The sequence below is a fragment of the Salinibacter altiplanensis genome (genome assembly GCF_002894645.1).
Classification (GTDB): Bacteria; Bacteroidota; Rhodothermia; order Rhodothermales; family Salinibacteraceae; genus Salinibacter; species Salinibacter altiplanensis.
This window is the reverse complement of the sequence record NZ_NCQY01000003.1, coordinates 21728-42559: the sequence shown is the minus strand read 5'-3', so window position 1 is coordinate 42559 and position 20832 is coordinate 21728. Positions and strand designations below refer to the sequence as shown.

At 67.0% G+C, this 20832-nt stretch carries 12 protein-coding genes; 8 read left to right on the top strand and 4 right to left on the bottom strand.

Features of this window, described 5'->3' with window-relative positions; all coding sequences use genetic code 11:
- Positions 1–284: 284 nt before the first annotated feature.
- The 6 genes from B7R93_RS02305 (at position 285) to B7R93_RS02280 (ending at position 11211) form a co-directional block, all read left to right on the top strand.
- Positions 285–914 carry a porin family protein gene (locus tag B7R93_RS02305; RefSeq protein WP_103019240.1) on the top strand — a complete coding sequence of 210 codons (630 nt, stop codon included), beginning with the start codon at positions 285–287 and terminating at the stop codon, positions 912–914.
- Between the two features lie 203 nt (positions 915–1117).
- Positions 1118–1765 carry a TetR/AcrR family transcriptional regulator gene (locus B7R93_RS02300; RefSeq protein WP_103019239.1) on the top strand — a complete coding sequence of 216 codons (648 nt, stop codon included), beginning with the start codon at positions 1118–1120 and terminating at the stop codon, positions 1763–1765.
- A 116-nt stretch (positions 1766–1881) separates the two neighbouring features.
- The gene (locus B7R93_RS02295) at positions 1882–4356 is read left to right on the top strand and encodes a TolC family protein (RefSeq protein WP_103019238.1); all 2475 of its coding nucleotides are present in this window, start codon (positions 1882–1884) and stop codon (positions 4354–4356) included.
- Positions 4357–4441: 85 nt separating this feature from the next.
- Positions 4442–5506 carry an efflux RND transporter periplasmic adaptor subunit gene (locus tag B7R93_RS02290; RefSeq protein ID WP_232797925.1) on the top strand — a complete coding sequence of 355 codons (1065 nt, stop codon included), beginning with the start codon at positions 4442–4444 and terminating at the stop codon, positions 5504–5506.
- Between the two features lie 60 nt (positions 5507–5566).
- The gene (locus B7R93_RS02285) at positions 5567–8617 is read left to right on the top strand and encodes an efflux RND transporter permease subunit (RefSeq protein ID WP_103019236.1); all 3051 of its coding nucleotides are present in this window, start codon (positions 5567–5569) and stop codon (positions 8615–8617) included.
- A gap of 449 nt (positions 8618–9066) precedes the next feature.
- Positions 9067–11211 (top strand): GAF domain-containing sensor histidine kinase, encoded by a 2145-nt coding sequence (locus B7R93_RS02280; protein WP_103019235.1) that lies wholly within the window; start codon positions 9067–9069, stop codon positions 11209–11211.
- A gap of 65 nt (positions 11212–11276) precedes the next feature.
- On the opposite strand, the gene B7R93_RS02275 is transcribed toward B7R93_RS02280, so the two are convergent.
- Positions 11277–13142: a glycoside hydrolase family 15 protein gene (locus tag B7R93_RS02275; RefSeq protein ID WP_103019260.1), complete on the bottom strand. Its 1866-nt coding sequence runs from the start codon at positions 13140–13142 to the stop codon at positions 11277–11279.
- 416 nt (positions 13143–13558) lie between these two features.
- A complete protein-coding gene (locus B7R93_RS02270) occupies positions 13559–14974 on the bottom strand; it encodes a trypsin-like peptidase domain-containing protein (protein ID WP_198598557.1) in 1416 nt (471 codons plus the stop codon).
- 236 nt (positions 14975–15210) lie between these two features.
- Here B7R93_RS02270 and B7R93_RS02265 point away from each other — a divergent pair, with 236 nt between their 5' ends.
- A complete protein-coding gene (locus B7R93_RS02265; RefSeq protein WP_103019233.1) occupies positions 15211–15624 on the top strand; it encodes a hypothetical protein in 414 nt (137 codons plus the stop codon).
- A 56-nt stretch (positions 15625–15680) separates the two neighbouring features.
- Positions 15681–16535, top strand: a complete 855-nt coding sequence (locus B7R93_RS02260) for a sulfite exporter TauE/SafE family protein (RefSeq protein WP_103019232.1) — start codon at positions 15681–15683, stop codon at positions 16533–16535.
- Positions 16536–16625: 90 nt separating this feature from the next.
- Here the strand turns inward: B7R93_RS02260 and B7R93_RS02255 are convergent, their stop codons facing one another.
- Together B7R93_RS02255 and B7R93_RS02250 are read right to left on the bottom strand one after the other, a co-directional pair.
- Entirely contained in the window at positions 16626–18572 is a 1947-nt protein-coding gene (locus B7R93_RS02255) for a PAS domain-containing protein (RefSeq protein WP_103019231.1), read from the bottom strand.
- Between the two features lie 258 nt (positions 18573–18830).
- On the bottom strand, positions 18831–20786 hold the full coding sequence (locus tag B7R93_RS02250; protein ID WP_103019230.1) for a sigma 54-interacting transcriptional regulator: 1956 nt from the start codon (positions 20784–20786) through the stop codon (positions 18831–18833).
- Between the last annotated feature and the right edge of the window lie 46 nt (positions 20787–20832).

Here is a 20832-nt window from a genome sequence, read left to right as displayed (position 1 = left end):
CCTGTGAGAGACGGTGGGAAACCCCGTGAAGCCTCCCGGGCAGAGGAACGACCACTTAACATGCGGGTTTTCTGAATGAACATTCATTCCGCTACGCCAAGTAGGCCGATGGGCAGCGTCCGCATCGAGGATGCTGCTCGGGTCAAGGCCTTCCCCCGCACCGGTGAGGCTGCTCCGGTGCCCACAAAAGAAAACACAGGGCGCGCTGCGACCGACGGCACCACCCTATCCGTCGCAGCACCCCTGTGTCACACAATCCACAGCACAACAACCACTTGTAGACCATGCAAACTGTAACATCGAAACTCACAGCCTCGATCGCAACCCTGGCACTTCTGGTAGGGTTCGCCCTGCCGATGTCGAGCCAGGCCCAGTCGCCCATTGACCTCGGCGTCCGGGGCGGCGTCACGCAGGCGACCTTCTACGGCGACGACGTGGCCTCCAATGACTTTCGGCCGGGCTTCACGGGCGGGGTCTTCCTGAACTACCAGGTCAACGAGGCCTTTGCCGTTCAGCCGGAGGTGCTCTACTCCCGACGGGGCACGAAGAATCACAACAGCGCCGCGGGAAATGACATCCGCGTCCGCCAGGACGTGATCGAGATTCCGGTGCTGCTGAAGCTGAGCGCCCCGACTGCGCCGGTGACCCCGCGCATATACGTCGGGCCGGCCCTCGGCTTCGTCACCAATAGCGAGATCGACGGCGAAGACGCCGACGATGGCTTCAATGACGCGGAGTTCAGCGGCGTCGTGGGTGGAGAGATCGCCTACGCGCTGAACAAGGGCCCGCTCAGTGAGATCGCCCTCGACGGGCGGTACAACATTGGGTTCACCGATCTGGGAGACGCCAACAACTTCGAGGACGTCTCCACCAGTGCGTTCACCGGCACACTGAGCCTGCGCTTCGACCTCTAGTTCTACATCCGCCGGACACCAAAGGGCCGTCCCCTCCGTGGGGCGGTCCTTTTTTTGTTTCATACGCGCATGAATCGTGGAGGCCGTTCGTTGCCGGGGGCATCGCGAGCCGGCTGCGTGGTAGAGAAAACATGAAGGGGGATGAAGGTCCGCGTGAATCGGTGGCTCGGTCGAAACGCACAGGGGCATTCTGAATTAACTGAATGAACGTTCATTCCAAACCACAAAGTGAGCCGATCGAAGACACACCGGGCAAGCGAGGCGACATTCTCAAGGCGGGGCTTTGTCTGTTCGACGAGCAGGGATTCCACGGCACGTCCATGTCGGAGATTGCCGAGACCGCGGGGGTCGGGGCCGGAACCATCTACCGGTACTTCGACGGCAAGGACGATCTGGTCGACCAGTTGTACGCGGAGGCACGGGCTGAGGCGCACCAGTCGATCCTGGACATGGGGTTCGACGAGGACGCTTCGGTGCGTGACCGCCTTCGGATGACGTGGCGGGCCGTCATCCAGAACTACATGGAGTGCCCCCGGCTCTACCGCTTTATTCTGCAGTACGAGTCGTCGGCCTACCTCCGGCGTGCCCAGCGGGCTCAGCCCGAAGACCTGCGGTCCCCGTTTCAAGAAATCCACCGGGACGGAGTGGAGCAGGGGCTCTTTCCCGATCTCCCGCAGTCGGTCTACGGGTCGTTCTTCATCGGCACGGTTACGCACCTGGTGCAGGAGCATCTCAACGACGGTCCGGAACTGGACGAAGCGTTGATTGACCAGTCCTTCGAGATGCTCTGGGCCGCCTACACGAACGCATCGGTGGATCCCGAGACCGCCTCGCCGGACGACGGACACTAAGGGCGTGTCTCCTGTGTCGGACGTTTTCCCTGCGGTGGTATGATATATGCATGCTGCAGTGGGGCACCCGAATTCGAGTGCCGGATCCTGTCATCGACAATGTTTACCGCTTGTATATGGACTCCTTGACGTTTCTCGCTCGTCTGTCCGCCGACCACTGGCGTCCCGGCACGGCCTCCGTGTCGTGGGGACGGGTGCTCGCAGTGGTGCTCCTGGGGAGTGTCCTTGGGGCGTTGTCTCGTTCCCACCCGCAAGCAGCCGCCCAGCCGGCGCCCGAGGCGGACGTGGAAATCGGGTTCGTACTCAGCGATTCCTCGCGGGCGCACCGCCAGGCCGCCGAAACCATTCGGCGAGAAGTCCGATCTCTCGTGGGCCCGGAGCGCCGCGTGCGGTTTCCGGAGCGGTACCGGCGAGTCCTGAGCGCGAGTGATAGCACGGCCCTCGGGCGCCTCGCGGACGACGGGCCGGGCCCCGCAGTCATCATTGCCGTGGGCCTGTCGGCCTCTCATCGGCTCTCGCTAAAGTCCACACGAAGCGTGCCGGTGGTGGCGGCCCACGTCCTCGACCCGGGCCTGCAGGGAATTCCGATGGCGGACGACGCCAGCGGCGCGGCGAACCTGACCTACGTCACCGAGCCGGGCCTGGTGCGTGAAAACATGGACCTGTTGCGGTCGCTGGCGCCGGCGTCGGCCCCGGCGCTCCTGGTGCCGGCTCGTATGATAGAGGGGGCGCCCGCGCTCGCCGAGCAGATGCGCGACCGGCTCGAGCGGCGGGACTCGTCGAACGTGAGCTGGCGCGTGGTGCCGGCCCGGTCTACGGCCGAGGCCACGCTGAACGCCCTGCCCCCCGACACAGACGCGGCCTACCTCGCAACGCCGCTGCCGCTTTCGTCGGTGGAGAAGGACCGGCTGATCTCGGGCCTGCGCACGCGCCAGATTCCGACGGCCGTCCACCGAGGGCGTGAGCTCGTGGACCGGGGGGCACTGGCGACGGCGTCCGCCCCCTCCGCCGATCCCATTTCGCGACGCGTGGCCCTCCACGCCGTGGACCTGCTTCGGGGCGCGGCCGCCGAGTCGCTCTCTGTGAAGCTCCCCTCCCCGCGGACGCCCTACGTCAACGAGTCGACGGCCCGTGGGCTCGGCTTCTCTGTGCCGAGCGACCTGCGCCTGCGGGCAACCCTAACCGGCACGCCCACCCCGGCCTCTACGGATTCGATGACGTACGCCCAGGCGGTGCGCCGGGGCGTGGGGGCCAACCACGAGCTGAGTGCCCGGCGATCGGGGCTGGCGGCGACGCGCGAGAACGTGCGGGTGGAGCGGGCCGACCTGCTCCCGCAGGTGCAGGCGGGGGCGCGGGCCCGCCAAGTGGATGCCGACCAGGCCGCGGCCAGCTTTGGGGCCCAGCCCGAGCGGGCGCTGAGCGGATCGGTCTCGTTCTCACAGACCCTGTTCTCGCCCCGTGACGTAGGCGACCTGGAGATTGCGAAGCGCCAGCGGGCGGCCGGTGCGGCCGACGTGGAACGCTCCGAGCAGGACGTTGCGCTCCAGGTATCGAGCGCCTATGTCTCGGTCCTCCAGGCCCGCGCGCTGGCCGAGGTCCGTCGGGGCGACCTCGCCCTTAGTCGGGAAAACTTGTCCCTGGCCCGGGCCCAGGAGGAATCCGGGCAGGCAGGGCGTCAGCAGGTGCTGCGGTTCAAAACCCAGGCGGCCCAGGCGCGGCGCACGGTTCTCGACGCCGAGGCGCGGGTCGAGGTGGCGCGGGCGCGTCTCGCGCAGGTGCTGGCCCGATCCCCCGAAGGCCTCGCGGGAGTGGCCGGGCTGTCGCCGTCCGCCTCCGTCCTGACGCTCCCGGAGTCGGTCTTTGCGGAGCACGGGCACACCCCGTCCGCGCGCCAGCGCCTTACCGACTTTTTGCTGGAGGAGGGGGTGTCGAATGCCCCTGCGCTCCAGGCGCTCGACGAACAGATCGCGGCGGCCCGCCGGGGCGTGGAGGCGGGGCAGCAGTCCTACTGGGCCCCCACCGTGGCCCTGGAGGGGCAGCTCAACAGTCGCGTGCTGGAGGGCGGGGCGGGCACCGAGTCGATCTCCCTGCCGGGAGGACCGGCCGGCGCCGCCATTCCGCAGACGCCCAGCACCACCTGGAACGTGGGGCTCTCCCTCAGCCTGCCGCTCTTCACAGGCTTCCAGCGCGACGCGCAGATCGAGCAGGGGCGGGCCCGGCTCAGCCAGCTCACGGCCCAGCGCCGGGAGGTGCGCTCCAGCCTCGAAGAGCGCATCCGGGCGCGAACTGAGCAGGCCACGGCCGGCTACCTCAGCCTGCGGGAGGCGGAGGCCGGTCGGCGCACGGCCCAAGAGACGATTGAGCTTGTCCAAGATTCCTACACCGCCGGGGCGGCCGATGTGCTCGACCTTCTCGACGCCCAGGAGGCGGTCCTGGATGCTCGCCTGGCGGAGGTCGACGCCCGCTACTCGTTCCTGCTTCGGCTCCTGCAGACGGAACGGGCCATCTCGCGCATCGGGCCGCTGCAGACCGCCGACGAGCGGGCGGCCGTCCGTGAGCGCCTCCGTGCCTTCATGAAGGACGGACGGTAAAGCACTCGTTCGGGTCCACTGTTTTCTTCAACGACGCCACGATCTGTCGATGCCTACGTCTGATGCTTTCTGTTCTCGTGCCCCCATGCCCCCGGGCACCGTGCTCGCGCTGATCATTGGGGCGGCCGTGCTCCTGGGGGGGTGTGGTGCCGAGAGCGCGTCCGCTCCGTCCCTGGAACCGTCGGTGCGGCCGGTCAAGGTACACACCGTGCAGGGGGCGGGAACTGCGCCGGCCCGTGAGTATCCGGGAACGGTCTCGGCCGCCGAGACGGCCACCCTCTCGTTCGAGGTGCCGGGGACGGTCGTGGCTCTGCCTGTACAGGCGGGGGAGCGCGTCGAAAAGGGGCAGCTCATCGCCCGGGTCGACGGCACCGACGCGCAGTCGCGGCGGCAGTCTGCCCGCGCCACCCGGAACGCGGCCCGGTCGGCGTATGAGCGGGCCAAGTCCCTGTACGCTCAGGGCATCGTGTCGCAACAGCAACTGGAGGCGCGGCAGCGCGAGTACGAGGTGGCCCAGTCTCAGCTCGAGCAGGCCCAGACCCAGGTCGGAGACACGCGCATCACGGCCCCGTTCGATGGGCGTGTGGCGGAGACGATGGTGGAGCTGAACGAAACCGTCGGCCCGCAGCAGGCCGTCGTGACCGTGCAGGACCTTTCCCAGATGGAGGTGGAGGTCGACGTTCCGGAGCAGAGCCGGATGCGCCGCGCCCTACAATCGGACTCCCTCTTCGTCACCGTTTCGACGCGCCCGGAGCGCCGGTTCCCCGCCACGCTCACGGAGATCACGACGACGACGGACCTCCGCACCCGCACCTACGAGGCGACGCTCACGATCCGCCCGCCGAACGACGCCGGCCTCCTCCCCGGCATGACCGCTCGGGCCGTCGTGGGGGGAGACCCGGGGGCACGCCCCGAGGCGTCGGAGGGGGTCGAAATTCCGACCAGTGCCGTCTTCTCAGCATCGAGCGGGACGACTTCCGTCTGGACGGTGGACGACTCGTCGATGACGGTGACGCGCCAATCGGTGTCGCTGGGCACGATGCGCGACAGCACCGTGGTCGTTACGGCGGGCCTGCGGGCCGGCGACCGCATCGTCGCAACTGGGGTCCATCAGCTCAGTGACGGTCGCCCCGTTCGCCGTCTGAAGTAGCCCGGAGGCTGTGCCCTCCACGGCCGCCCTCTCTTTTCACGTGTTCCGCTGTGAGCAACCATGGACATCGCCAAGGCAGCCATTCAGAACCGGACGCTGACGTACGTCACCACGGTGCTCGTGGTGGTGGGAGGCGTCGTCGCGTTCCTCAACCTGGGGCGTCTGGAGGACCCGGAGTTCACCATCAAGCGTGCACTGGTGGTGACCCCGTATCCGGGGGCGACGGCCCACGAAGTCGAGGAGGAGGTCTCCGATCCCATCGAGGAGGCCGTCCAGGAAATGGGGAAGGTGAAGGAGATCACGTCCCGCTCCAGCCGCGGCCGCTCGACGCTGGAGGTCGAGATGAAAAGCGACGTCATCGGGGACGCCGTAACACAGGCCTTCGACGACCTGCGCGACAAGGTGAACGACGTTCAGGGGCGGCTTCCCCCCGGGTCGGGCCCATCGCTGGTGGAGGACGACTTCGGGGACGTGTACGGCATCTTTATGGCCATTACCGGGGAGGGCTACAGCAAACAGGAACTGGAAGATCACGCGGAGGAGCTGAAGCGGGCGCTGGTGCAGGTCGACGGCGTCGCCAAGGTCCAAATTTTTGCGGACCGGCAGGAGACCATCTACGTCGAGCCGAACCGTGATCGGTTGTCGAATCTAGGAATTAGCGTCGACCGGATTGCCGGGGAGCTGCGCACGCACAACATTGTCGTCGATGCCGGGCGCGTGCGGGTGGGGGACAGCCACATCTCGGTCCGTCCGTCGGGGGCGACGGCGTCGCTGGACGATCTGCGGTCGATTTTGATTGCGAGCTCGAGTGGCACCCAGATCTTCCTAGAGGACATCGCCACGGTGCGGCGCGGCTATGCCGAGCCGCCCCGGGCGCTCATGCGGTACGATGGGCAGCCGGCCATTGGCCTCGGGGTGTCGACCGTCGACGGGGGCAACGTCGTCACGATGGGGCAGGCCGTAAAGGATCGGCTCGACGCGTTGAAGGCCGACCGGCCCTTGGGCATCGAGTACAACTACGTTAACTTTCAGGCCGAGGACGTGAGCAAGGCGGTGAGCGGCTTCGTCTGGAACCTGGTCACCGCCATCGCAATCGTGATCCTCGTATTGCTGGTGGCGATGGGGTGGCGCAGTGGGCTCCTGATGGGGTTTGTGCTCGCGGTGACCGTCCTGGGCACCTTCATCCTGATGTACGCGACGGACGTGGTGCTGCAGCGGATCTCGCTGGGTGCGCTCATCATTGCGCTCGGCATGCTCGTGGACAACGCCGTGGTCATTGTGGACGGCATCCTCACGCGCCTGAAGGAGGGGCGCGAGCGGGTGGAGGCCGCGTCGGAGATTGTGGAGCAGACGAAGTGGCCCCTCTTCGGCGCCACGGCCGTGGCCGTCCTCGGCTTCGCCGCCATCGGAACGTCCTCCGATAGCAGTGGGGAGTTCTTGGGGTCGCTGTTCCTCGTGATTCTCTACTCGCTGTCCCTGAGTTGGGTGCTCTCCGTGACCCTCGCGCCCCTTCTGGGCGTCGACTTTCTGAAAAAGCCCGCCCCGGACGACGCGGTCGAGAGCGCCCACGACGGGCCGGTCTACACCGTCTACCGGCGCCTGCTCCAGGGCGCGATGAACTACCGCTGGGTGACGGTGGCGGTCATCACGGGGCTCATGGGGCTGTCGGTGTGGGGCGCCGGGTTCGTCAAGCAAAGCTTTTTCCCCGACTCCACGCGCCCGCAGTTTCTCGTGGACGTGTGGATGCCACAGGGCACGCACATCCGCGACACCGAGGCGGCCGTGAGGGAGGCGGAGCAGTACGTGCAGGATCTCGACGCCGTCACCCACGTGAGCTCGGTGGTGGGACAGGGGGCGCTTCGGTTTGTGCTCCCCTACAGCCCGGAGCGACAGAATCCCTCCTACGGCCAGCTCATTGTGGACGTCGACGACTGGCGGACGATCGCGAGCCTCAAGGACTCGGTGGACGCCCGTCTCTCGAGGATGCTCCCGCGGGCCAACGTGTACGCCTTTCCGTTCGTCTTTGGCCCCGGGGGCGGCAACGGACGCATTCAGGCGCGCATCAGCGGCCCCAACCCCGACTCGCTTCGCGCCATTGCCCAACGGGTGGAGGGGATCTTCCGCGCGGACGACAACACCAAGGCCGTCCGTACCGACTGGCGCAGCCGCGTGGAGGTTACCCGTCCCCAGATGGCAGAAGATGCGGCAAGTGCCCTCGGTGTGACGCGCCCCGACGTGGCCCGTGCGGTCCAGCGCACCTTCGAGGGCACCCGCATGGGCGTGTATCGACGGGGGAACGACCTGCTGCCCATCGTGATGCGGGCCCCCTCCGACGAGCGGGCCCGTGCCAGCAACATGAAAAATACACAGGTGTGGAGTCCCGTGGCGGACCAGTACGTTCCGATCCGGCAGGTCGTCTCCACGTTCGAGACGGGCTTCGAGGACGGGGTCGTGTGGCGGCACAAGCGCGCCCCCACCATGAGTGTGTTTGCCGACCCCATCTCGGGGACGGCGACCTCGGTGTTCCAGCGGGTGCGGCCGACGGTAGAGGAGCTCTCGCTTCCGCGGGGGTATGACATTGAGTGGGGCGGACAGTACGAAAATTCGAACGAGGCCAATGCCTCCCTCTTCTCGGCCGTTCCGATTTTCCTCGTGTTGATGGTGCTGATCACGATCGCGCTCTTCAACGCGCTCCGCCAGCCGCTCATTATCTGGCTCACCGTGCCCCTGGCCCTGATCGGCGTGGTGGCCGGCCTGCTCGTAACGGGGGCGGCCTTCGGGTTCACGGCCCTGCTGGGCTTCCTGAGCCTGTCGGGCCTCCTCATCAAAAACGCCGTGGTCGTGATCGATGAGATTGAGATCTGGCGGCAGGACGCGTCGCTCTACCAGGCCATTGTGGGCGCGAGCGTCGTCCGGCTGCGCCCGGTCATGATGGCGTCGATCACGACGGCGCTGGGCATGATCCCTCTCTTCACCGACGCGTTCTTCGTGGCCATGGCCGTCACCATCACGTCGGGGCTCCTCTTCGCCACGGTGCTTACGATGATCGTGGTGCCCGTCCTCTACGCCATCTTCTTCGGCGTCGAACGGCTCCCGTACCCCGAACGCTAGCACAGCGGTCCCGGACGGGCAGCCGAGACGCAAAGGCACGGGCGAACAGTCCGGCGCCCGGCCTGGCCCACGAGGCAGACCACAACGGGGAGCCCACAACGGGGACGGTGCCCCGCTCGGCTGTGCGCGTGGCCCATCGATGGCACGGACGTGCCTTCACGCAGCGTGAAGTTCTGAAAGGGCCGGGAGTCGTTTCTTCGGGCCGCGAGACTGCACGACGCGCTCCGCCCTGCGCCCGAACGTTGCCGGTGCGCCCAAGGCTGTGTGTAGGGCCGAAGAAATCGTTGTGGGAACGGCTACGGTTGACGACCCCGACCGCGTTGCAAAACCTCATGACCGGGCGTGTGTGCAGATCTGCACTGAAGATGGAGCACTTTTTGCGCAGGTTATGTGTTGCACGGCCTCGCCATTCGGCGCGCCGTTCCCCATTGCCTGTTGTTGCTGATGTGATGTTTGTTGTGCGTTGCCCGATTCCCTGGGGACTGCTCGCCGTGGGCCTGGTGCTGGGCGGGGGCGGTGTCCCGGTGGGGCATGCCTCGCCGGTGGACAGCCTCCGGCACCAGGCGCCCGCTCCTATTGCGCAGGTCCGGCAAGACCTCGACGACGATGGCGTGCCGGACCGCGTGGGCGACACGGTGGCGGTGGCGGGACGTGTGGCCGCCGCCCCTGGTGCGCTGCCCCTTCCGGAGAAGGGCGTCGGTAGCCTTCAGGATGCGACGGGGGAGCTTCACGTGCGTCTGCCGGCCGCCCCGGATCTCGGCCGTGGGGACAGCGCTCGGGTGTGGGGGACGCTGAAGTACGAGGACGGACTCGCCGAGATCGAGGGGCTTGGGTACGAGCGTGTGGCGGCGTCCCCGCGGGCGATGGATCCGATTCCCCTCTCCGTCCCATCGGCGGCCACAGACCGCCACGAGGGCCGACTTGCGCGCGTCTCGGGGACGATTACGGCACGCAGTGCGAACCGTGGGGGCGACTATTTTGTGCTCCGCGAGGAGAGGGGCGGGGACGCTCAACTCACCGTCTTCGTGTCGAGTCGACACACAGACCGCATTCGCCTCGGGCGGTTCGAGGAAGGAGACCAGGTGGAAGTAACAGGCATCATCGGCCAGTACGATCTCTCCTACCAGATCCTTCCCCGGGACGACGATGACTTAGTGCAGATTGGACTGACCGAGACATACCTGTGGTGGGCCTTTCTGGGAGGGGGCGGGGGCGGGCTGGTGTGCCTTGCCGTGATCCTGTTCCTGCGGTCTGCCGTCCGGCGCCGCACCCAAGAGCTAAAACGACGAGAGAAGGAGCTGAAGGACCGGCAGGCGAAGGTGGAGGCCCTCTACGCGGCGACCGACGACCTCCTACGGGCCAGCAGTCGGGACGAGGTGGCGGAGGGCCTGGTCCGGCTCGTGCGTGAGGTGCTCGGGTACCGAGGCGTGTCGGTTCGGCTCGTGGAGGAGGGGGCTCTGAAGGTGGTCAGCGTGGCGGAGTCCACCTTTCGCTTCATGCCCGAGCGCCCCGCCTTCGACGTCACGGGGGACAGCGTGGTCGCGGAGGTGTACCGCAGCGGCGAGACGTTCGCGGTCGACGACCTGGAGGACGTGGAGGTGGACGACCCCAACGACTACGGCGATCTGCGGTCGGTCATCGTTGCCCCAATCGGCGAGTACGGCACGTTTGCGTCGGCCTCTCCGGAGCCGGAAGCGATTAGCGGGTTCGACACGTACCTGATTGAGGTGCTCGGGGGGTACGCGGCACTGGTGCTTGGTCGTCTTGAGCGGGAGCGGGCCCTGCGTGCGGCAAAGGAGGAGTCGGAAGAGGCGCGGGCGGAGGCCGAGGCGGCGCGGGACCGGGCCGAGGAGGCTGCTCGTCTCAAGTCTTCGTTTCTGGCCAACATGAGCCATGAAATCCGCACGCCGCTTACGTCGATCATCGGCTTTGCCGACGCCCTCGGGGACGAGATCGGGGATGGGTGTGGCAATGGCAGTCGGTTTGCCGAGCTCATCGAACAGGGCGGACGCCGCCTGCTGGACACCCTCGACGGGGTGCTGAACCTGTCAAAACTGGAGGCGGAACAGATGGAGCTTGAGATGGAGCCGGTGGATCTGGTCGAGAGGGCCCGCCGGACCGCCGAGGAACTGCGGCCCTGGGCGACGGGGAAGGGACTGAACGTGACGGTTCAGGCAGACGAGCCGGCGGTGTGGGCGTGGGGGGATGTGGGAAGCGTGCAGATCGTCCTGCAGAACCTGATTTCCAACGCCATCAAGTACACCGAAGAGGGGGGCGTACAGATTCGGGTATCCCGGAAGAACGACCGTGCAGTCCTCGAGGTTGAGGACAGTGGAATTGGAATGGACCCGGCGCTGGCCGAGGATTTCTTCGAACCGTTTCGGCAGGCGTCGGAGGGAATTAGCCGAGCGTACGAGGGCAGTGGCGTGGGGTTGGCCGTCACCCAGAAGGCGACCGAAAAAATGGGAGGGGAGGTCGAGGTCGAGACGGAGGAGGGAACAGGCAGCCGATTTACCGTGCGGCTTCCCACGTCCGGGCCTCCGGAGGCCGAAACGGCGAGGGTGGAGGTCCCGAGAGGGATGGGGGGAGGATGAGTCGTTCCCTGTCGGGCCGGTCGGCGAGGGGGGAGGCTGCTTCTCAACGGTCCGGCCTCTTCCGCTCAGGAGCCCCCGCCACGGCTGTTCGTCGCCTTGTCCTCGTCCAGGGCGCGGTCGAGGTTGTAGGCGGCGCTGATGAGGGCCAGATGGGTGAAGGCCTGCGGGACGTTGCCCAGCGCCTCGCCGTGGGTGCCCGTCTCCTCGGCGTAGAGGCCCAGGTGATTCGAGTAGCCGAGCATCTGCTCGAAGATCAGGCGTGCGTTCTCCAACCGTTCCGGCTCCACCTGGCCGGCTCGGGTAAGCGCCTCCACCAGCCAGAACGTGCAGATGTTGAAGGTGCCCTCCTCGCCCTCCAGGCCCTCTTCGGTCTCGTCCACGTTGTAGCGGTAGACGAGCCCGCCCGTGACGAGCCCGCCCTGATCGGGCGACTGCAGCGTCGCGTCGAGTGTGCTCAGCATCCGATGGTCGCCCGGAGAGATGAACCGGACGAGCGGCATCATTAGGTTTGAGGCGTCGAGCGTGTCGCCACCCAGCTGCTGCGTGAACGCCTGTCGCTCCTCGTTCCAGCCGTCGTCCATGATCGTCTCGTAGATCGCGTCGCGGCACTGCTGCCACTCGGTCTCCGGGGCGGGGAGAGAGCGCTTTCGGGACAGGCGGAGCGCCCGGTCCACGGTGACCCAGCACATCAGCTTCGAGTAGACGAACTGCTGGCGACCGCCGCGCACCTCCCACACCCCCTCGTCGGGCCGGTCCCAGTTCTCACAGACCCAGTTCGCAAACCGGCGCACCGACTGCCACGTCTCGTAGGAAATGGGGGCGCCGTACTTGTCGTGGAGGTAGATCGCGTCAGTGATCTCCCCGTAGATGTCGAGCTGGAGCTGGTCGTAGGCCCCATTGCCCACCCGGACGGGGGCCGACCCGCAGTAGCCCTCCAGGTGATCCAGGGTCTCTTCGGGCAGCTCGGTGCGCCCATCGATGCCGTACATGATCTGGAGCGGCCCCTCGCCCGCCGCCTCCAACCGGCACGTGTTCGAGAGAAAGCCAATGAACTCGCGCGCTTCCTCGGTAAAGCCGATGCGCAGGAACGCGTACAGCGTGAACGCTGCGTCGCGGACCCAGGTGTAGCGGTAGTCCCAGTTGCGGATGCCCCCGATGTCTTCCGGCAGGCTGCAGGTGGGGGCCGCCACGATGGCGCCGGTCGGCTCGTAGGTCAAAAGCTTCAGCGCCAGGGCCGAGCGGTGGACCTGCTCGCGCCAGCGGCCGGTGTAGGTGCATTGCGAGAGCCAGTCGCGCCAGTACTGCACCGTATCGCGGAAGGCACGCTCGGCCTCCCCGGCCCCCAACGTGGGGGCGCAGCCGTCGCCCGGGTCGATGTTGCGGAGGAGGAGGGTTGTGCTCTCGCCCTCTTCCAGTGTCACGTCGGCGACGACCCCGTCTCCTTCACGTGCCAGGTCGGCCTCCGTAGCGAGGCTCAGCGCCTGGTCGGCCCCACGGAAGCAGGCGCCATTCCTTGTCAGGTCCGTGTCGTGGTCGGCCCGGGCGTAGTCGAAGGCGGGATGGCACGCGACCCGAAAGGTTACCGCTCCGCGCACGGCCCGCACCATCCGGACGATCTGCCGGCGGTCGGCCTCATCGGCCCGTCCGGCCACCGGCATGAAGTCGCGCACCTCTCCCACGCCGTCGTCCGAGAGGAAGCGGGTCACCAGCACGTTCGTCTCCGGCCAGTAGAACTGCGTGCTGGTTCCCTGCCCGCCCCGGGGGGCAACCTGGAAGTAGCCGCCCTTGTCGGCGTCGAGGACGCGGGCAAAGACGCTTGGGGCGTCGAACCGCGGCAGGCAGCACCAGTCGATGGAGCCGTCCGTGCCGACGAGCGCCGCGGTATGCATGTCGCCGATGAGCCCGTAGTCCTCAATGGGGGAGTATGCCACTTCGCGGGGGAGGGGGCTTTTCGTCATCGGGTCGAACGCACGTGAAGCGCGAACGCCACGCGCACGAGTAGGCCTGGCTTCGTTTGGGCCCGCGGTGTGCTGTTACACCTGTCTCCTCCAGAAGAGGTGACCAGAGCGGGCGATGGATGCCCTGCCGCCGGCCGAGCGTCCTTGTCGCTCACATGTGCAGGCAAGCGGCAGAACGGAACTCCCCGTCGAAGCCGACCCACGGAAGTCCCCAGTGTGCGAGACCCGTGCTGGGAGTGGGAGCAAGCCCGTCGGCTGTGGGGGACAGCGGGTCGAACGGAGCTCCGTCCCGGTGAGAATCAGGCTGCTCGAGGACACGCATCCGGCACAACCCACGTCGCATTCCCGTCGTGCCGCAAGGTGAACGCCGGGACGGAGGGGCCTGTGCCTTACCCCGCGGGCAGCACGAGATAGTGCATCGTTCCGTCGCGGAGAACATGGGCCAGGACGCGGTCGTCCGGCGCCTTTGCGTCGATCAGGGACCGGAGCGCAGAAGGGCTCTCGACTCGCTGCCCGTCGATGGTGTAAATCACGTCGCCGGGCTGCAACCCGTCTCCCCAGGGCGCGGGGGGGCGATTGCTGGCGGCCACCACTACGCCGCTGGGCAGCCGCTGACTCGACAGGTGTTTCGCCACCTCGTCCGTGAGGGGCAGCCCCAGAATGCCGAGCCGAGCCACGAGGTGCTCCTCAGGGGTGGCCATCTCGGCGAAGCGCGCCGACCCTCCCCGACGTTGCACGACGGGCACCCGGGCCTCGAACGTAGAATCCTCGCGCACGATGCCCAGTGTGACGGTCGTGCCCGCCTTTGGGTAGAGGTTGACGTCGAGTTCGCGGCCGTTGTGCATTCGTTCTCCGTTGAGGTGGGTCACAACATCGCCGGGCCGGAGTCCGGCTCGCTCCGCGGGACTGCCGGGGTATACGTCCGCCAGAATAACACGGTAGCCCTGGCTGAGGCTGAGCGTCTGGGCCAACTCTGGGGTGACGGTCTGTGCGTTTGCCCCGATCACCCCCCGTCGCACGGACCCGTGGGCCCGGATTTGTCGATACACCGCCTCCACGATGTTGCTGGGCCCGGCAAACCCGAGCCCCGCGCTCTCCCCGGATTGTGACACGTTGAACGTGTTGAGGCCCACCATCTCGCCGTCCTGGTTGACCAGCGGGCCGCCGCTGTTCCCGGGGTTGATGGGCGTATCGGTCTGCACATATACCATCGGGTCGCCCGGGCGCATCTGTCGGGCCGTGGCGCTGACGATCCCCATCGTCATGGAGTTTTCCAGTCCCATGGGGCTGCCGAAGGCAAAGACCACCTGCCCGCGCCGCAACCGGTCGGAGTTGCCGAAGGGGAGTGTGGGGTAGTCCGTCCCGGGCACGTCGAGTACGGCGACGTCCGTCTCGGGATCGATCCCCACCACCTCCGCCTTCAGAAGCGAGCCGCGTCGGCGCAGGATGGACTTCTCCCCGGGCGGGGGTGGGGTTGGCGTTGCCCGCTGTACCCACACCTCTGTGGCCTCCGAGACGACGTGTGCGTTCGTGACGATAAATCCTGTCGAGTCCACGATGACTCCTGAGCCGCTCCCTGAGACCTCCGCCAGTTGCGTCGAGCCCTCCCCGGAGCCCTGAAGGCCCTCCACCCGCCGCACCTTGACCTGCACGACGGCCCGGCGCACCTGCTGGGCCAGGGACTGTGCCGCATCGCTCAGCCGTGCAAATGACGACGGGGCGGAGGCCTCCTCGGTGGGGGCGGACTGGCCATGGGCAGGATGAACCAGCGACAGTACGAGGAGCGGAAGCAGAACGAATCGCATCGGAGACAAAGAGGCAGTGCCGCAGCGTGGCGCCTCACTCGGTGTGCCGTCCCAAACGGGCGTTACGGCGCCGGTCTTTCCCACCAGCACCCGCATCGGCCCGGCCGCCGATCCCTGCACTCGACAAATATCTCCATCGGCGTGGTCCCGTTGGGGGGCTCGCGTCGCCCCTCGTAACGGACGCCGGACAGAGAAAACGTAGAACAGCCACGTTTTCAGTCAAACGCCATGAGGCCATGACGGACCCGTTCGCAGGCATTGTGCTCGCTGGACTCTGGACCGCGTTCAAGGACTGGTTCTTCAGTCTCGGGGCGCAGTACGGGGTGAATCCCATGATCTTTGGCAGCATCTCGGTCGGGGCCATTCCCTTTTTTTGGCTGTCGGTGGCGTGGCTGGTGCGGAACCTGCGGCAGGGACGGTCGCCGTTTCTCCCGGTGGTGGCCACCTCGCTCTGTGTCCTGTCGGCCTACATCTACTTGTTTATTGCTGGCGAGAACCTTCCGATCTGGGTGTACCTGCTCGTGGTGGGACTCATCGGGTACAGCGCCTACTCGACCGTCCAGACCGTGCGGGAGAAGACGTCCTCGCCGAAGGAGCCGGCGACCGAGGCTGAAGGCAGTGAGGACTCCTCCTCCGCGCCCCCTGCCTGATCCATCTCGTAGGGGACTTTGCGTCTGCATTTTCAAACCCGCTGGACCGACTGCCCATGACCGCTGAGTTCTGGTACATGCTTCCCGCTGGCGTTGTCATCGCCACCATCGCGATGGCGTCCGGGGTAGGAGGGGCGACCTTCTTCTCGCCGCTGTTTATCCTGGGCCTTGGTCTGCCGCCGGAGCTCGCTGTGGGATCGGGGCTGGTGGTGGAGGTGTTCGGGTTTGGAAGCGGCGTGTACGCCTACGTGCGCCGTCAGCTCGTCGACTACCGGGTGGGGGGCATGCTGTTGTCCGCCACCGTGCCGGCCGCCGTTGCAGGGGTTGTAATCGCGCACTTCGCCGACGCCGACATTCTCAAGGTCATCCTCGGAATGGGCCTGTTTGCCGTGGCGGTGAGCTTTCTGCGGGCGCCGGACGAGGAGGAGACGGCAGCCCTCGAAGAAATGGCCGGCGAAGACCCAGAGTCGGCCGAGACGTGCCTCGTGACGGCCGAGGGCGAGGAGATCTGCTACACGGTCTGCAACACCGTGGAGGGCCGGCTGATTTCTGGGGTCGGGGGGCTGTTCCTCGGGATGGTGTCCTCGGGCCTCGGCGAACTGAACGGGTATTTCCTGCTGCAACGATGCCGGGTGCCCAGCAGCGTGTCGGTTGCCACGAGCGTCTTCGTGGTCGCCATCACAGCCCTCATCGCGTCGGTGGGGCACATGATTCAAATCGGGCAGGGGGGGCTCACCGGCCTCGCAACGATGGGCAACCTGTTGCTCTTTACAGTGCCGGGCGTTGTCGCCGGGGCGCAGCTCGGACCGATCCTTGCAGAGCGGGTCCCGGATCGGGTAATGGAGGTTGGGCTTGGAATCCTCTTTACCATCACGGCGAGCCTGCTTCTCTTCGAGGCCGGACTGCACTGAGGGGTCCGGCCGGCCGCCCCGGCGGCCGTTGCGAGGCACAGTCCCCGTACCACAGTCTCCCGCAGCGCCCGAACGGATTCTGCAGGGGGCCTACGCCTTTACGTCGGCGCCGGTAATGTTGAAGCGAGCCCCGCCCTCACGTCCCTCCGTGAGGGAGAGGGACCACCCGTGGGCGTCGACGATGGTCTTCACGATGCTTAGGCCGAGCCCCGTCCCTTCCTCGTTCGACGAGTATCCCGCCTTGAGCACCTGCTCGCGCTGGTCGGGGGGGATGCCGGGGCCGTCGTCCTCGACGAAGAACCCGTCGTCGAGGGCGCCCACGCGGAGGGTCACCCCGTCGCCGCCGTGCTCGATGGCGTTGCGGAAGAGGTTTTCCAGAAGCCGCTGGAGGCGGTTCTCGTCGGCGTGCACGCGGGGGGCGGCATCGAGGGCGAGATGGGCCTCGGGCATGTCAACCCGCTCCCAGCACAATGTAGCCAGGCGGCCGAGGTCGCAGTCTTCGAGGTTGTCGGGGTCGAGGCGCTGGCTCCCCCAGGTGATGGCCAGCAGGTCCTCGATAATCGCGTCCATCCGCATCAAGGCCCGATCGATGGCGGGGAGGTGGCTGAGGTCCTCCGTGTCGTCGACGAGTTCAAGGCGCCCCTTCGCCACGTTGAGAGGGTTGCGCAGGTCGTGGGCCACCAGGCCGGCAAAGTTGTCGAGTCGTTCGTTTTGGCGCTCAAGTCGCTCCGTGGCGCGACGGTGTTCGAGCTCGTAGCTGGTCCAGCGGGTCATCAGCTCCACGAAGGTTTGCTCCCGCTCGGTGAAGGCGGTGGCGCGGGGCTCGGAGGCGGCGAAGCAGAGCGTGCCGTAGACGTCCCCGTTCACCAAGATCTGTGAGCCGATGTAGGTGCCCAGCCCGAATTCCTCGTAGGCCGGCTCCTCCGTCCATCCCGCACTGGCGGCGTCTTGGAGGGCCAGCAAGCCCTCCTCCTGCATCGTTTTCTGACAGTACGATTTGGAGAGGGGGCACGACGCGCCGGTCTGAAGCAGTGGATGGTTCCCCGTGGAAGAGAGGATGTGCTGCGCGTCGTCCGAGATGCGCGTCAAAAATCCGTACGGGAGGTCCAGGTACGCACACCCGAGATTGACGAGGCGGCTGACCTTGTTCTCGAAGGAGGCCTCCTGGTCGGCGGTAATGCGGTACATTGCCCGCAGGGCCTCCTGCTCATCGCGCAGCGTCTGCTCCCGCGCCTTCTGCTTGGTGATGTCGGTGTAGATCGCGTATCCCCTCGGCGTCTCGCCGTCGGAGAAGAGCACCGAGTCGAGCCGGAAGTGTCGGGGCCCCTCGTCCGTTTCGCGAACCACTTCGGCCTGCACCCGTCCCTCGTTCTTCACCTGCCGAGTCAGGGCCTCGGCCCCGGACCGGCAGTCGTCGGGGGCGAGGAGGGCATCCAGGTTGCGACCGACGATTTCGGCTCGTGAGCCCCCGAAGACCTCCTCGAAGGCTTTGTTGATGCTGCGCACAATGGCCGTTCCGTTCTGTACTTCGTAGTGCACCACCGGGCTGGGGAGGCCCGTGTACAGTGCCGCCAACTGATCGCGCTCAAGGCGAAGTGTTTCGTTCTGGGCCGCGGAGAAGAGCTCCATCCGGGCGATGCCCATAACGTACCCCGACGAGCCCCCATCGATCGGCCGAGCCGTGAACGTGCACGGGCGGGGCAGGCCGTCTTGGGGACGGAGTGCAGCCTCCACCGCCGCGGCTCGGTCCCCGGTCCGTGCGGCGTCGAGGGCCTGCCGAACGGCCGCGACATCGTCCTCCCCGAATAGCTCGGGCAGGTGCTTCCCGCGCAGGGCCCGGGCCGAATCGCCCGCGGCGTCTTGCAGACGGTCATTGCTCCATGCGAGCGTATCGTCGGGGCCAAAGACGAAGACCGGACTGGGGATGGCCGCGAGCACCGCATCTGCGAACCCGGACTGCTCGGGCAGAGAAGGGGCTGCCTCCGGATCTCCACGATTGCTGGGCAGGGGGGCACCCTGGGTCTCGCTCGTAGACATCGTGACAAGGGCTGGAGAGAAAAGCGGAGGCAACGCGCCTCCGGTCGGCCGGACGCTCGCTCTCCTCCATCGCGTGTTTGACTTTGTATACGGTCCTCTCGGGGCAACGATTCAGACGCCGCAAGAGCCCGTATGGAACGTAAATAGGAGCAAGATTGATGCCAAGATGGTAGCGGCTCCACTACGTCATGGGGGGTGACGCAAAGACACCGCGAGCAGGCGCGGCCGAGGCCAGGGGCTCCAGTCTGTAGTGGGGGGCTACGCCCGATATTCGCTGGGGGCGATGCCCAGTCGTTCCATTCGGGAGAGAAGGGTCGTGCGCTTCACGTCAAGGAGCTGGGCGGCCCCCTCGTCTCCGCCCACCACACCGTCGGTGTGCTCCAGGGCCCGCTCGATATGGCGCCGCTGGGCCTCCTCCAGTGTCGCGAGAGAGGAGGGCCCCTGGACGTTCCCACCGTCCGTAGCCGAGCCTGTGACCGATAGGTGCTCGGCCCGAATGTGGCGACCACGCGTGAGAATGACGGCCCGTTCGATGATGTTGGCCAGCTCCCGCACGTTGCCGGGCCAGTCGTAGTCTTTGAGTGTTGCCATGGCCCCTGCGCTGAAGCCCTCGATGTCTGTGCCCGTTCGGGACGCGTACGTCTCGCGGAAGTGCTCCGCCAGCAGCGGAAGGTCGTCGCCCCGGTCCCGGAGGGGGGGAAGCTCGATGGGAAAAATGTTGAGTCGGTAGTACAGGTCCGATCGAAACGCGTCCGCCTCCACCGCCGCGGCCAGGTCGCGGTTCGTCGCCGCCAGGATGCGGGTGTCCACCTCAATCGTCTCGCTGCCGCCGACGCGCTCGAAGGTTTGCTGCTGCAGGACGCGGAGCAGCTTTGCCTGCGTCTCGAGCGGCAGCTCGCCGATCTCGTCGAGGAGAATGGTCCCCTCGTCCGCCAGCTCGAATCGGCCCTCGCGCCGGGTGGTGGCCCCGGTGAAGGCCCCCTTCTCGTGCCCGAACAGCTCGCTTTCGATCAGGTCGGTCGAGAGGGCCGCGCAGTTGACAGTAACGAACACCTGGTCGCTGCGGGCACTGCGGGCGTGGAGGGCCCGGGCCACGAGCTCCTTTCCGGTGCCGGTCTCGCCGGTGACGAGGACGGTCGTCTCGGTGTCGGCCACCTGGTCGATGGCGTCGAACACCTCCTGCATGGGCGCGGACGTGCCGACGATCGTGTCGAAGTTGTACTCGCTTTCGAGCTCCTCCTGCAGGTAGGATCGCTCCGACTCGAGCTGGGCGACTTCTTCCTCGGCCTGCTTGCGGTCGTCGACGTCGCGGAGAATAATGAGGTAGCGGTCCTCTGCGGGGAGCTGGATGGGACAGAGTGTGGCCTCTACGGGAAACGTCGTGCCGTCGCCCCGGCGCGCCTCCAGGCCCTCCGGGGCAGCCAGGTAGCGTCCGTCTGTCTCGGGGGCTCCGTCGCTCCCCTGCGCCTCCTGGTGTGCGTCGATGTGGCGGTGCACCACTGCCTCGAACGGGTCGGTCAAGAACGGGGCCAGCGGGGTGCCCTCCACCGCCTCCGCCGAGCGCTGGAAGATCTCCTCGGCGGCCTCGTTGAACAGGTGCACCTGTAGGTCGGCGTCGATGCTGATGATGGCGTCGATCGCCGAGTCGATGATGCGTGTGAGGCGCTCGCGGCTCTTCCGGAGGGCGCGCTCCGCCCGCTTGCGCTCGTCGACCTCCTCTTTCAGGGCGGTGTTTGCCTCCCGCAGCTCCGCGGTTCGTGCGGCCACCTTCTGCTCCAACTCGTCGTGGGCCTGGCGCAGGGCCGCCTCCGCCTCCCGGCGAGCGCGGCGCTCCGCGGCCTCTTGAAGGGCACGGCGCACGGCCGGGCCGAGGCGGGAGAGCTTGTCTTTGAGGACGTAGTCCGTGGCCCCCTGCTTGAGCGTCTCAATCGCTCGCTCCTCGCCGATGGCACCGGACACAAAGACGACGGGGACGTGGGGGCACTCCGCCTGGGCGACCCCCAGCGCCGCCATGCCGTCGAACTGGGGAAGCGAGTAGTCGACCAGGATGATGTCGGGATCCAGCGCCTCGAGCGCTTCCCGGAACGCATCCTCGGTCGTTACCCGTCGCGCCTCAAAGTTGAACCCCTCCCGGTCCAACTCACGCTCGACGAGCTCGGCGTCGGTGGCCACGTCTTCGAGCATGAGAATGTGAAGCGGCTCGTCGGTCGACATGGGCGTAGCGGTCGCAGGGAAGAACGGGCTCTGAGGGGTGGGGCGC

Coding starts and splice junctions, on each gene's coding strand:
- B7R93_RS02300 (WP_103019239.1), top strand. CDS start 1,118: ATGAACGTTCATTCCAAACCACAAAGTGAGCCGATCGAAGACACACCG.
- B7R93_RS02270 (WP_198598557.1), bottom strand. CDS start 14,974: ATGCGATTCGTTCTGCTTCCGCTCCTCGTACTGTCGCTGGTTCATCCT.
- B7R93_RS02265 (WP_103019233.1), top strand. CDS start 15,211: ATGACGGACCCGTTCGCAGGCATTGTGCTCGCTGGACTCTGGACCGCG.
- B7R93_RS02285 (WP_103019236.1), top strand. CDS start 5,567: ATGGACATCGCCAAGGCAGCCATTCAGAACCGGACGCTGACGTACGTC.
- B7R93_RS02250 (WP_103019230.1), bottom strand. CDS start 20,786: ATGTCGACCGACGAGCCGCTTCACATTCTCATGCTCGAAGACGTGGCC.
- B7R93_RS02255 (WP_103019231.1), bottom strand. CDS start 18,572: ATGTCTACGAGCGAGACCCAGGGTGCCCCCCTGCCCAGCAATCGTGGA.
- B7R93_RS02280 (WP_103019235.1), top strand. CDS start 9,067: ATGTTTGTTGTGCGTTGCCCGATTCCCTGGGGACTGCTCGCCGTGGGC.
- B7R93_RS02305 (WP_103019240.1), top strand. CDS start 285: ATGCAAACTGTAACATCGAAACTCACAGCCTCGATCGCAACCCTGGCA.
- B7R93_RS02260 (WP_103019232.1), top strand. CDS start 15,681: ATGACCGCTGAGTTCTGGTACATGCTTCCCGCTGGCGTTGTCATCGCC.
- B7R93_RS02290 (WP_232797925.1), top strand. CDS start 4,442: ATGCCCCCGGGCACCGTGCTCGCGCTGATCATTGGGGCGGCCGTGCTC.
- B7R93_RS02295 (WP_103019238.1), top strand. CDS start 1,882: ATGGACTCCTTGACGTTTCTCGCTCGTCTGTCCGCCGACCACTGGCGT.